Genomic DNA, 12,869 nt, shown 5'->3' on the forward strand with positions numbered 1-12,869 from the left:
CTTTCACACTAATTGAAACGATGGCTGGACTTTTGTTAATATCTATTATTTTAATAAGTTTTTTTAGTTTTTTTGGGCAATCACTACTTTTTTCATCTAAAGCTGAAGATAATTACTCATCAACGAACTTAGTAAACGGCCTCGTTAATGAAGTTGAGGGAAATGAGGCTATAATCAATTATTTAGAAAACACACAACTTAATTTAGGTTGTAACAATGATTCAGGAATTATATTACCTCAGGATGAATCGAGTATTCCAAGTTTTAATATGGTTCAGCTTGGGCTTTTATTTGATGAAGAATCGGAAAGCTACTATTACCCCTTAAATAATAAAAGGTACGTTGCCGAAGTGAAAATCTGCCAACAAACTGAACAAGAAGTAGATCTTTCTTTATTTAGAATACATGGGAAAATATCAGAATCAGGGCAAGCGGCTTCTTCTGAGGTGTATCATTATATTAATTTGAAATAAAAGGTGTGTGGATAAAGATGGGCATTAATAATGAAAAAGGGTATGTTTTGGTCCTAACCTTAGTAATAATTGTTATTATTGGTGTGCTTATTCCTCCTCTTATCGGAAGTGCCTTAAGTAGTGCCTCTCAAGCTCAAAGGTCAGAAGAAAACAGTCAATTAATTAAAATGAATGAAATGGGGATTATGTCCGCCCGGAACTCGGTTCTGGAAAAGGTGGAAGATATAAACCAATTATCTGAAACGGACGTCAATAGTGTGATTAATTACCTTGAACGTGAATTGAATTTTCAACCTATTGATCTCTCTTTTCAAAACTATAAAGGAAAAGTAAATGGCTCCTTTATTCCAGAGCAAACGAATGATAATGAAATTATTATTACGTATCAAATAGAATCAAACCTTCTTAATAGTAGAAGTAGTTACAAAGAAACAGAAGAGATCTTTACAATAAGGTCTAATTCCGGTGGCACCTCTAGTGGGAATCATTTTGATTGGAGTCAAATCGAAGAGGATCCACCTTTTCAACAATTAAATTCGCGCGATGTTAAAACAACTGGTAACAACAGAGAAATCACAGTAAATGGTAATGCTACATTTAGAGACCAATTACAAATAAACAATGGCTTAGTAGAAGTGACAGATCATCTAGCTCTGATTAGTGGGGGGAGAATCAACCCCCACTCTCGGTTAATAGTAAGTGGAAATCTTTTAGTAAAAGATCGTAACTTAATAATAAATAATATGGCTGAAGTGATCGTCCAAAATGATTTCTATTTAGAGAATGCAGAGGTAATATTTCAAAATTCATCCAACCAGAAAGAATATTTATGTGTCCAGGGAGATGTTAAAAAACCTTTAAATTCTTCAACTCAGTTTGAGAAGATCGACTCTTGTCAGAATATTAATTCAAAAAAAGGTTTTTTTGTTGTTGGTGAAGTTATTGAGTACAATGGAACAGGTGAGGGCGAAGAAGGAACGGGCCCTGTTTGGTACCCTATAGGTACGTCAAGTACAAACTGATTCGTAATCTACTTTCAAAACTCAACTAAAAAATAGCAAAAGAAGGCGCCCACCTGGACGCCTTCTTTTTTAATACCCTTTAATTGGATGACCATCTTCGTCGTATTTAGGAAAGGGCTCTTCAGAGTCCTCGTCCCACTCGTCGGGGTATGTGCCTTGTTGTCCACCTGGAGAACTTCCAGGATTTCCGGACTGGCCATTTCCACTCCAATTATTGTTCGGTGAGGATTCCCCTCCTTGGTCATCTTGGCCATTCCAAGACTCCCCTCCAGGAGTGTAGCCACCCCATTGTCCTTCTTCATCATTATTAGGCGCAGTATCTCCTCTTTGCCAGCTATCGTCATCGTCATTCCATGATCCACTTGGCGGGGTTCCTTGACCTCCGCCTCTATTCCATGAATCGCTTGGCGGGGTACCTTGTTGGCCGCCACTATCGCCCCACGATCCATCAGGGGAGGTTCCAAAACCTTCATCGTCATTATTCCAGAAATCTCCAGGTGCTGAACCGCTGCCTGAACCTTCATAATCATCCCATGATTCTCCAGGGGCGGGTTCTTGACCTGGTGGCATTCCTTCACCATTCGAATCACCCCACGGCTGCTCCCCATTTCCTTCTGGTGGACCACCCCATGGTTGATCTTCTGATGGAGGTGGGCCTTGATAACTTCCATCACCATTTTCACCATAAAATCCGTCTGGCTGCATTGGCTCTTCCTCTTCTTCAATTAGATCTTCTTTGCTTCTTATTTCCACACGGTGAACAGGTGCGTAGTAATCATTGGCTATTTGTTGACTAGTGTTTTCTTCGTCCAATGGATTGATAATTGCCCGCACTAATTCGTAATTCATTCCGTCCATTCCGGGATGATCGATCTGTGTCGATCCTTTCGCTAGGTTCTCAGAATATTGAACGATTGTTCTAGGCGTGATGGTTTCTTCGTTTTCCAATTCAACGGTAATCACATAAGGAAATTCTTCACCAATAAACCCAACTGTTAATTGATTGTTCGTAAATTGAAATTGAAGTTCATAATCGATCGGGTTTGGGTTATCAAAAACTAAATCTTGTTGCTCTGAAACGATTTTTGCATCATAGCCCAAAGGAATGTCATCGATCATGACATCGTTCTGAGCTCTTTCTATTAAATGAAAATTACTTTGAAGCAACAATTCGTAAATAGCAGATCCCAGCACGGAAAGAGGTTTCTCTGTAACAGAGTCGATCCTCGCTTCTTCTAACGTATCTAAAACAGAAAATCTACTATCTGCCTCTATCGTGATCGTGGGCAAATCATGAATAACTGCTTCAAGTAAAGGAGAATCAATAAAGCGTGACGTTTCCTGGATTTGCTGTTCCTTATCTACTTGGTCTTCGAACACATATTCATGGACATTAATCACGACATCTTGATTGGGCAAGGTAGAAATTTCTTCTTCCATATCATAAAGTAGCTCTTCTGTAAAAACCACCTGTTCAATGTCTGAATAAAATTCGAAAGCTTCCAACGTAGATATGAGCTGCTGTTCATTTCCGAGAACAGTTAAACTCTCTTGAAGTTCCTCTGAAAACATCATGTCCTCGATCGTCTCATCAACTAAAAAATTCAAATCTGACGTAGGATATGTTTCTTCTTTATCAAACCAGCGTAATACGATGGATCTCTCAGCCTTCCAACTTTCTACATTTTGCTGAACTTGTATACTAGCTTCGTCTTGATTTAATTCACTAATATCCATATTGGCAATTTGTGTTTCCGGTTCAAACCGTTCTTCCTCAAAAAAAGTAGAGTAAACCAATGTCGCCGAGTATGTAAACAGTGATAAAAAGATCAAACTGCCCGTCATAATCATTAATGAGGACACAAACCATTGCCATTTTTTCATATAATAACCTCTTTCATAAGTTACTAATTCATTCATTTCTATTCTCAAAGTCTACTAAACTTCTATTGAACGGGAACGTTGAGCAAATAGAGTGGCTGTCAAAATGACTAACAATAACACTATGGCACCTGCAATCGCCCAATGCACCACTTCCAACAAAAACAATGCTAAATAAAAATAGAAAGCAGAAAGAATAATATGGAGGAACGTTGTAAGTTTATTAAATACAGATGGTAAAAGTAATAGGATTGGAATTAGAATCAGAATGCCAATCAACGCCATGAAAATAGGTACCATAAAAACGCGTTCACTCCTTAAAAAACTTATACTCTCCTTTAATTAAACCACTGTAATAGGTCTTAAGCAATAATAATCTATAAGTAATTCCCTTTTATCAACGTTCAAGTCGCTTCTAAAAGGAAAGAGAGATAAAATTTAACTTTTTTATATTATTAAAGCTGCCCTTAAAAAAGAAGCACGCTTATTTGCAAGCCCGCCCCATTAGTATTACGATGTGCTACCTCATATTATTAATTTCTTAAGAAAACTGAGCCACTTTATTTCTCCCTTTTTGCTTAGCTCCTGTATACATAGCCCGGTCAGCATTTCGAAGTACAGAGATTGGGGACTCATCTTCTTCGCTTTTTGATGCAACTCCGATGCTTGCTGTAATTCGAACAGACTTCCTGTCTCCACTCTGAAGATCTTCAGACACACTGAACAAGTGACATTCTATGGCTTGTCTAACCTTTTCTGCTATTTGATAGGCTTTAAATAACGGTGTGTTCTTCAATAACACAACAAATTCTTCTCCACCGTAACGTGCCAGAACGGCTTCGCTTCCTAATGTATTCGTTAAAACAGATGAAACTTGTTTCAGTACCTCATTGCCGCTTTGATGACCATACGTATCGTTAATTCTCTTGAAATGGTCTAGATCAAGCAGAATTATTGCATAGTTCGTTTGCTCATTATCTCGATCATAATCATCGAGCAATAATCGCTCAAAGTATTTGAAGTTATAAAGATTTGTTAAGGGACATCGTTCACTTTCTTTTTTAGTCTGCTCCAAGTGTTTCGCATTTTGTAGGGCAACAGATAGATAGTTAGCAATAATTTCGAGCAAGATTTGATGGCTTTTTTCAAACGCATTCTTCTTTTCGGTGGTGAGGGTTACAACCCCGATCACTTGATGATTTCGAATCGAAGGAGCCGATAAGATGGATTCAACGCCTTCGCACATGCCATGCTCATCCAATTCCTGCCATTGTTTGCTCGATCGATATAAGATTGATTCGCCTTCTTTAGAAACATATTGACTGATAGGATCCCCTTCACTTAACTTCACATGAGAATGGGTCGGTGAGTGCTGCGTGTAAAGTGGACGGATTATATCTCCTTCTGTTCTCTCATAAAGAAAAATACCGTGTGCGGGGAACACTTTCGAACATGTCTCGATAAACAGCTCTAAAATTTCTTCCACAGTAAGACGGTCGTTCACTTCATAGCCAAAAGTACTTGCCTTCTTTAATAAACCAGTCGTCTTTTTGCTTTCATTGTATACTTTTAGAATGAGTGATACTGTCACAATTGGAATACCAACAAGCAGGACGGCCAAATGACCGATTTCTTGATATAATACGGCAAGGGTTAACCCTACTGGTAGAATTAAGATACCTGAAACGGTTTCCCAAATTAACGCTTCATCAAAAAATTTAATGTTTCTCATGTTAAGGAACCAATAGCGGATAAGAAAAATCAATCCGTTGTTTAAGAAAATGTACGTGGTAATGTAAACGAGGATTGGCAACCATAAAGCCGAAATATAGGCTGTCGTCACTTCACCCACTTGACCGCCAAATAGATAAAACATTCCGGCAGCACCAAAGGACGTAGCGAGAAATAATAATGAATTTAAAGGGAACCGGTAGCTTTCTTTTTTAGAAAGCTTCAGTTGAGATAATGTTGTCCCGAGGGCCACTTGGGTTACCATCGCTTCAACCAAAAGACCAAAATGTAGAAAAATCGCTAAAGAAATCCCATGGAGCGGGATGAGTGAGGTTTGTTTTACTTGAATAGGGAAAAGGGAGGCAATCAAAATCAGAACAGTAAAAGACACGATCGGAATCCAAGCTGTTTGCAGAAGTTCATACGTGTTTTCAGCCACATAAAAAATAAATGGCGGAAATGTCACTAGCCATAAAAACCAAACGATCCGTTGTTGCCGTTCCGACATTGTCTACACACCCTTTATGTAAGTTAAAATTGTAATTGTTTGAATTTTCCAACCAATCCAACTTTTATATTACCATGGCTTCATTCTTTTGTTAAGACAAATGACTCATAAAAGTTTATTTATTTAGACAATAGGCCTACGATACTAATTAGAACTTTTTCTTATGTTTTGCCGACATTCACTTATAAACTGATGCGACCCTGTAATAATTAAGACATCCGTGTCAGAGGCAGCTTTTATCCACTGTTCAATCCCTAATTTATAGTCCTTTATCCACATCTCCTCAGTCAACTTCTTAGTTTCAAGAAGTTTATAATCCTCTTTTGTCATACTTCTATCTGAATCGAAAGTAGTATAAACGATCGGACAGTTCAACTGTCTTAATAAAGCAAGCATCTCTTTCACCGGTTTGTCTTTCATAGCTGCAAATAGCACGGTCACATTCTGTTCTGTATATTTCCTTCGTGTAAGCTGGCAAACTGTATGAATCGCTTCTATGTTATGAGCTGTGTCCATGATGACGGTTGGATGTTCTTGCACGACCTCCCACCTTCCTGGGATGAATGCTCTCATCAAACCTTTTTGAATGTGCTCTTCATGAATTTTAGGAAATATCTTTTTGGACAAGTAATGGACGACCATGAGTGAAAGGCTTGCATTCACAGTTTGATGTTCACCTAATAAACGAATGGTGTAGTGCTGGTTCACTTCGCTATCATCGTATGTAAACAGTTGCTCGCTATTATTGATTTTTTCTGTTTTAAATTTAACGTTGTCAAATAAAGAAATCACATCCGCGCACTTCTTTATACCTACATTGACTAACTGCTCTAGCGCATCTCCTTGACTTGCAGTAAATAGAGGAACTTTCGGTTTGATGATGCCGGCTTTTTCTTTCGCTATGCTCTTTATGCTATCTCCGAGATAACGTTGGTGGTCCAGACCTACATTCGTAATAATCGTACATACAGGCTCATCAAGGACATTCGTTGCATCCAACCTTCCTCCCATGCCCGCTTCAACCAATACAACATCTATCGGCTGGATGAAGGCAAAATAATAGTAGGTTAAGGCCGTGAAACATTCAAATTCACTGACCATTTCTTTTCTTTCATATTCTACTGCCGAGACTGCTCCCTCAATCTCCCGACAGGCTAAGACGAACTCTTCATCTGAAACCGGATATTGATTGATCGTTATTTGGTCCTTTGCATCGCCAAATACGGGCGTATTAAACGCACCTACTTTGTATCCAGCTTCCTGAAGGATCGATGACAGAAACGCGCACGTGGATCCTTTTCCATTTGTCCCAGCTACGTGAATCGCTTTTATTTTCTTTTCCGGATGGTCAAGGGCTGTCATTAACGCTTGCATTCGGTCCAATGTGTAGACAATTCCTGCCCCTTGTTTTGATTCGATAAAAAGTCTAGCATCTTCCATATTTGTGATCATAGACGAACTCCTCTGTACAATTTCTGTTGATTTTGTCCGGTAAACATGACATGATTCAATAAACATCACATGATTCTACTAGAATGAAGTTAAACACTCTTATAATATCACACGGGGAAAGGAAGCTCACTCTTGAAAAAAACTTCCGGCTGGATTGTTTATAACGGTCATCTGACATCAGATAAATTCCTTGATTATGTTCAATGGTTTATTGAAGCCGCCACTGAAAAAGGTATAGAAATCACAGCAAAAACAAATGATCAATTGCTCGTCACAACGGATAGTCCTATCTATGATGTGGAGGAGAAGAAGTCTATCGCGCTTCCTGATTTCGTTCATTTTGCTGATAAAGACCTGCATTTAGCCCGTCAGTTAAAAAGGCAAGGCATTCGATTATTTAATTCTCCAGAGGCGATTGCCTTATGTGACAACAAATCGTCCATGCATGAACAGTTGCTACATTCAGGGATTCCAACTCCATTAACGATGATTGCCCCAATGATCTATTCTGGAATGAAACTGTCTCATACACAATATTTAGAAGCCGTGGAAGATCACCTTGGTCTCCCTCTCATAGTAAAAGAAGCTTACGGTTCTTTTGGCCAGCAAGTGTATTGGGTGGAAACGAGATCAGAACTAGTAAGTATAGCTAAAAAGCTAGCTGGGATTGACCACCTCTATCAGCAACCAGTAAAAACGAGTATAGGCGTGGACCTTCGATTAAATGTAGTAGGTAATCAGGTTGTCGCTGCAATGAAACGGACTTCAAAACGAGATTTTCGAGCGAATGTCACAGCTGGTGGAACGACGGAACCTTATAAACCATCTACAGAAGAAAAGGATTTAGCCCTAGCCGCATCAAAAGCGGTCGGGACCGATTTTGCAGGTGTAGATTTGTTAATTGGAGAAGATGGACCTCTCGTTTGTGAAGTGAATTCTAATCCACATATCCGAAGTATTTATGAATGTACAGGTGTTGACGTGGCTATTCCAATGATAGACCATATTATCCAGCACAGTAGCTGAGAGACAGGAGGCCACTATGACCCATTTAACAGGATGGCTGATATATCGGGAAAAAGATATTGTGAGAAACCGCCGATTTATAGACATGCTGCAAGAAGCGGCATCATCAAAAGAGATCACATTAAAACTTATTCCATACGAACAGTTGCAAATTGATGTTTCTCAGCAAGCAGGCTTTTTCCCAGCCAAAGACGGTGACAAACCTGATTTTATTATTAACCGATCCGTGTCACCATGGCTAAATGAGTTAGTCGAATTATTAGGGATTCGCTGTTTTAACCGGGCCTATGTCTCAAGAATTGCCAACGATAAACGGTTATCTCATGCCGTATTAGCCAATATAGGCATCCCCATGCTACAAAGTAGCGTGATCCATCGAAATCGTTTAACTGAAAATGAGTCGGGCTTCTCTTCTCCCTATATTCTCAAAGACCCATTAGGTCGAGGAGGTACGGGTGTAGAATTAATTGATCCAAAAAAAGGATTAGGAAATATAGCTGCCACGTTACAAGAAGACCTTCTGCATCAACCAGTAGGCGGAAAAAAGGGGAAAGATTTACGAGTTTATATCGTTGGAAACACCATTATCGGTGCCGTTCTTAGAGAGTCAGCCACTGACTTCCGTGCCAATCTTTCTACGGGCGGAAATTCAAGTCTTTATACACTAAGTGACGATGAAGTCTCTATCGTTCACAAAATTACCAATGCGATTCAAATAGATTTTGCAGGACTTGATTTCCTCATTGGAGATGATAACCGTCTTCTATTTAATGAACTAGAAGATGCAGTAGGGTGTCGAAGTTTATACATGAGTAGCGATATCAATATTGCTGATTTATTTATGGATTATATTTATCAAGAAATGACACCTAACCAATGAAACTCTCCACTACTTTGTGGAGAGTTTTTTTCTGTCTCAGTCGAGATAAATTTTCTCATTAAATGCATAGATTACCGCCTGAGTTCGGTCATGGACTTCTAGCTTGCTTAAGATGTTACTTACGTGCACTTTTACTGTCTTTAAAGCAATAAATAATTCATCAGCAATCTGTTGATTGGTTTTCCCTTCTGTCATGAGTCGGAGCACTTCTTTTTCCCGGCCCGTCAACTGTTCGTGAAGACCGGGGGCTTTAGTAGACCTCATCTTGGTCATAATTTTCCCCGTAACTTCAGGCTCAAGGACAGATTGCCCTTCATGTGTAGCCCGTATCGCTTTGGCAATCTCACTGGCTTTTGATGTTTTTAACATGTAGCTTGTGGCTCCAGCTTCTAAAGCGGGGTAAACCTTCTCGTCATCTAGGAAACTTGTAACAATAATGATTTTAGCTTCTGGCCATTGCTCAACGATTCGCCTAGTCGCTTCGATGCCATCCATTTTTTTCATCACTAAATCCATCAAAATGATATCTGGTTTGAATTTCAATGCTAACGTTACAGCTTCCGTCCCGTCATCTGCCTCAGCGATCACATCAATATCAGGCTGAGCAGATAAATAAGCTGACACTCCAATTCTCACCATTTCATGATCATCCGCAAACAGAACGTTAATCATTGCGTTGATCCCCCCTTTTAATCGCCGGAACTTTCACTTCCAGCCTTGTGCCTTCTTGTTCCACACTGACTACCTTTAACGTTCCTCCTATTTCAATGGCCCGTTCGTGCATGTTCGTCAAACCATAAGATCCGTGACTTGTCACTTCTTGCACATTAAATCCTTTTCCGTCATCTGCTATACGTAATATCACGTTGTCATCCCTTTCTATCAGCACTACCTGTAATTGATTGGCGCTTGCGTGACGTAACGTATTGGATACAGATTCTTGCAAAATACGAAAAAGATGATCTTCTACTCCTTTATCCAACGGAAATTCTTCTAGTTTGGATTCGATTTTCAATGGGACTTTTTCAGTTAATTCGGCGAGTAATTCCTCAATTCCTTCTTTCAATGACTTTCCTTTTAACGCCACAGGACGAAGATGTAAAAGCAAGGCTCTCATCTCAAGTTGAGACTGATCGATCATCTTTTCGACGAGGACCAACTGCTTTTTCATCGTTTCATCTTTCGGAGGGTTGGTTTCATTGATCGTGGCCATCATCATAGAGGCAGCGAAAAGTTGCTGACTGACAGAATCGTGTAACTCTCGCGCAAGTCTCGTTCTCTCTTGCACGACCACTTCTTGTAAACTTCTCTCCCGATCTGTGGCTCTTTCGGTGGCAAGCTTTTGCGATAATTCTGCTTGTTTCATCATTTTCTCATCTAGTTCGTCGAGCTTCCTTTGGACCTGAAGCAGTTCTGGACTTGAATTAGCTGAATTGATCGAGCGCTTCTGACCTTTTATTAAGTCGTCTAGTTGGACACTGACCATCTTTAATTTCTTTTTCCAGAATGCGCCGTGAAAAGCCCCGATAAGAATACCTGTGATAATAATCATCATCATTACAAAAGAGAGATACGGAACATCATAAATTCGTTGTTGCCAAAGCAGGGACCAGTTATCCAGGGGAAACGCCATAAATGTTAATCCTAAAAGAAAGAAAGCAAAGAGGAGAAAAGAAATGACAGCTAGGATCATTTGTCTAATAAATAAACTCATATTCTTTTCACCTCAATATCTCCTGAAAAAATCGAGGTGACAATTTTCACTCGAGGTTTGCCCTGCTGAAAATGCTTCGTCTGAAATGAGACTGATTGATTGAAAAGCTTCATTTCCGGCTGTTGGAAGATGGATAACTGGCCAAACATGACGCTATGATGCACAGATACTTCCACTTCATAAGGAACATAGATCTGAATATGACCAATAAAATGGCGAATGGATATTACCGCTTCTTCAGGAATAACCGTGTTGCTTAAATCAATGACACGATCCCCAAATCCACCGTGAATATTCACATCACGCCATTGGTAGGGTACGTCATCGGTTTGTTGATCTCCAAACAAGCGATGTTGAAACAACGGTTTCACTTCCGTTATCCCTTCCGCTTGCAGACTCTCACCTTCACTGAATCTTGGTTTTATATAATCTGGTTCGTCTTTTGAACGTCGATATTGGATGAAAAATAAAATAATAAGAGCAATAAACAAAAATCTGACTGCCACCATATTCAACACATTTAGTACCAAACTGACCGTCCCTACCCAAAACAACACTTTTCCAAATAGGCTATGGTAATTCTTCCATCCTAAATACATGAGGAATCCTAGAAATAGGGCGGTGAATATAAATCCGCCACCAAAAAACATTAATTCTATAAGCAGGATCGCGATGGTGATCATGATTATCCAGTTGAATGTTCGTGTTGGAATTCTTTTAAACATCGCGAGAACCTCCTCCTCTTTATCACCATGATGGTCTAGTTACTTTCCTAATAGATAGAAGGGTGCGTAATGATCGCACCCCATCTATCATATCATTTTCGTTTCTGTTTCGGATGTTTTTTCATGGTCGTTCAGTTCTTTTTCTAGTCTGGCAATCTTACTATCCAGCGTGTAGTGGTAATCATCACTATCCAATTTGTATTCTAATTCTTCAATGTAGCGTTCCATGTCAGTGAATCGGGTAGACGCTTGATCGGTTTGCTTTGGAGCCAGTCGACTCATTTGATGACGGGCTCTTGCTACATTTTCTCGCCCCATCAGCTCCATCCTCTTCAGTCTCATATCCTTCAACTTATGATTCATCTCTTCATATTTTTTCTCTAATGATTCCAATTGCCTCATAGCTTCTACTTGGCTGTAAGTTAACCGCTCTGCTCGCTGGACATACTCTTGATATTCTTTCTCAGCATATTCAGCAAGCTCTAGCTCGTCTGCTTTCTTAGCGATTTCCGCTTGATGTTTCCGTTTTTCCGCCATCTCATCTGCCAGCTGCCGTTCTCTAGTGAATTCTTCTTTTAGACGATGTTGACGCTCAATGAGCGTGCGGACCTTTTCCGTTTCTTTCTCGCTCTGTCGCAAATAGTGATTCAATGCTGAGATAGGATTGTTTTCTTCTTTTTTATCCAATAACTGATGCAAATCACTTTCGATTGCATTGATCATTCTTGTGAAAATGTTTGACATTTGACTCACTCCTTATAAGATTATTTGTTTAACTCTGCCCACTGCTGTTCAAAATTTGTAAAAGGGTCCCGTGTTCTCTGCGTCGATCGATTTTTTTCAGGAGGCATCCCTTCTTCCTTTGGCCCTCTTCTAAACATGACATACAGCACATAAAGAGCAAGCAGACCAACAAGGGCAAATAGATTCGACACGGTCATGCTTAACACGATCAATCCTAAGATGATCCACATCACCTTGGCCCCGGTAGTCGTTGCTTTAACAAATTGTTTGAAGATCACATACAGCAAAAATACGCCAACGCCTAACAATATTAATGGTCCTACATTCATTAAAAAAACAAACAAAGCAACGATCGCAGCTAGAAAAAGTAAAAATGTTTTCATTGTCAATCCTCCTCTCACCTTTCTTACTTTTAGTTTACCGAGGAACGTGTCGTTACATAACGAACTAGAGATATATTTCAACTAAGACTGGAGGCGTAATTTAGAGTAAGCATTAGCATATCCGGCTCTAACCTGCCCCCGCTTGGTTTAGGACAAACCTTGGAACAGCGCGGCTCGTTTGTCTCCTTTCTACTCGTTTCGGGACAAACCACGGAACAGCGCGGCTTGTTTCTCTCCTTTTTGTTTCCATAGATACTTATGAACCGGAGGAAAATGATCCACAACTCAAAAATCCGAACACAAAAAAACTCCCTTGTCTCAAAGGGAGTC

Annotated in this window: 14 protein-coding genes; 4 read left to right on the forward strand and 10 right to left on the reverse strand. The window is 39.7% G+C overall.

Features of this window, described 5'->3' with window-relative positions:
• Nucleotides 1-20: 20 nt before the first annotated feature.
• Nucleotides 21-473, forward strand: a complete 453-nt coding sequence (locus CR194_RS10825) for a hypothetical protein (RefSeq protein WP_158282241.1) — start codon at nt 21-23, stop codon at nt 471-473.
• Nucleotides 474-490: 17 nt separating this feature from the next.
• Complete coding sequence (locus tag CR194_RS10830) at nt 491-1,495, forward strand: hypothetical protein (protein ID WP_110609671.1); 1,005 nt, start codon at nt 491-493, stop codon at nt 1,493-1,495.
• A gap of 69 nt (nt 1,496-1,564) precedes the next feature.
• Here CR194_RS10830 and CR194_RS10835 read toward each other — a convergent pair whose 3' ends face one another.
• The 4 genes from CR194_RS10835 to CR194_RS10850 all read right to left on the reverse strand — a co-directional run bounded on the left by CR194_RS10835 (nt 1,565) and on the right by CR194_RS10850 (nt 7,067).
• Nucleotides 1,565-3,379 (reverse strand): VanW family protein, encoded by a 1,815-nt coding sequence (locus CR194_RS10835; RefSeq protein ID WP_158282242.1) that lies wholly within the window; start codon nt 3,377-3,379, stop codon nt 1,565-1,567.
• Between the two features lie 54 nt (nt 3,380-3,433).
• Nucleotides 3,434-3,676, reverse strand: coding sequence for a hypothetical protein (locus tag CR194_RS10840; protein ID WP_110609673.1), 243 nt, complete (start codon nt 3,674-3,676; stop codon nt 3,434-3,436).
• Nucleotides 3,677-3,917: 241 nt separating this feature from the next.
• Nucleotides 3,918-5,615, reverse strand: a complete 1,698-nt coding sequence (locus tag CR194_RS10845) for a sensor domain-containing diguanylate cyclase (RefSeq protein ID WP_110609674.1) — start codon at nt 5,613-5,615, stop codon at nt 3,918-3,920.
• Between the two features lie 144 nt (nt 5,616-5,759).
• A complete protein-coding gene (locus CR194_RS10850) occupies nt 5,760-7,067 on the reverse strand; it encodes a bifunctional folylpolyglutamate synthase/dihydrofolate synthase (protein WP_158282243.1) in 1,308 nt (435 codons plus the stop codon).
• Between the two features lie 132 nt (nt 7,068-7,199).
• Between CR194_RS10850 and CR194_RS10855 the strand changes: the two genes are divergently transcribed.
• Both CR194_RS10855 and CR194_RS10860 read left to right on the forward strand, forming a co-directional pair.
• Nucleotides 7,200-8,093 (forward strand): ATP-grasp domain-containing protein, encoded by an 894-nt coding sequence (locus tag CR194_RS10855; RefSeq protein WP_110609676.1) that lies wholly within the window; start codon nt 7,200-7,202, stop codon nt 8,091-8,093.
• 16 nt (nt 8,094-8,109) lie between these two features.
• Nucleotides 8,110-8,973, forward strand: coding sequence for an ATP-grasp domain-containing protein (locus CR194_RS10860; protein WP_110609677.1), 864 nt, complete (start codon nt 8,110-8,112; stop codon nt 8,971-8,973).
• 36 nt (nt 8,974-9,009) lie between these two features.
• Here the strand turns inward: CR194_RS10860 and CR194_RS10865 are convergent, their stop codons facing one another.
• The 6 genes from CR194_RS10865 to CR194_RS20720 form a co-directional block, all read right to left on the reverse strand.
• Nucleotides 9,010-9,645: a response regulator gene (locus tag CR194_RS10865; RefSeq protein WP_110609678.1), complete on the reverse strand. Its 636-nt coding sequence runs from the start codon at nt 9,643-9,645 to the stop codon at nt 9,010-9,012.
• Nucleotides 9,638-10,687, reverse strand: a complete 1,050-nt coding sequence (locus CR194_RS10870; protein WP_110609679.1) for a sensor histidine kinase — start codon at nt 10,685-10,687, stop codon at nt 9,638-9,640. The genes CR194_RS10865 and CR194_RS10870 overlap by 8 nt, the downstream gene beginning before the upstream one ends.
• Entirely contained in the window at nt 10,684-11,412 is a 729-nt protein-coding gene (gene liaF / locus CR194_RS10875) for a cell wall-active antibiotics response protein LiaF (RefSeq protein WP_110609680.1), read from the reverse strand. The genes CR194_RS10870 and liaF overlap by 4 nt, the downstream gene beginning before the upstream one ends.
• 87 nt (nt 11,413-11,499) lie before the next feature.
• On the reverse strand, nt 11,500-12,156 hold the full coding sequence (locus CR194_RS10880) for a PspA/IM30 family protein (protein WP_110609681.1): 657 nt from the start codon (nt 12,154-12,156) through the stop codon (nt 11,500-11,502).
• 20 nt (nt 12,157-12,176) lie between these two features.
• Nucleotides 12,177-12,539, reverse strand: a complete 363-nt coding sequence (locus tag CR194_RS10885; RefSeq protein WP_110609682.1) for a lmo0954 family membrane protein — start codon at nt 12,537-12,539, stop codon at nt 12,177-12,179.
• 127 nt (nt 12,540-12,666) lie between these two features.
• Nucleotides 12,667-12,789 carry a hypothetical protein gene (locus CR194_RS20720; RefSeq protein ID WP_269845712.1) on the reverse strand — a complete coding sequence of 41 codons (123 nt, stop codon included), beginning with the start codon at nt 12,787-12,789 and terminating at the stop codon, nt 12,667-12,669.
• Between the last annotated feature and the right edge of the window lie 80 nt (nt 12,790-12,869).

Source organism: Salipaludibacillus keqinensis, from assembly GCF_003226325.1.
Classification (GTDB): Bacteria; Bacillota; Bacilli; order Bacillales; family Salisediminibacteriaceae; genus Salipaludibacillus; species Salipaludibacillus keqinensis.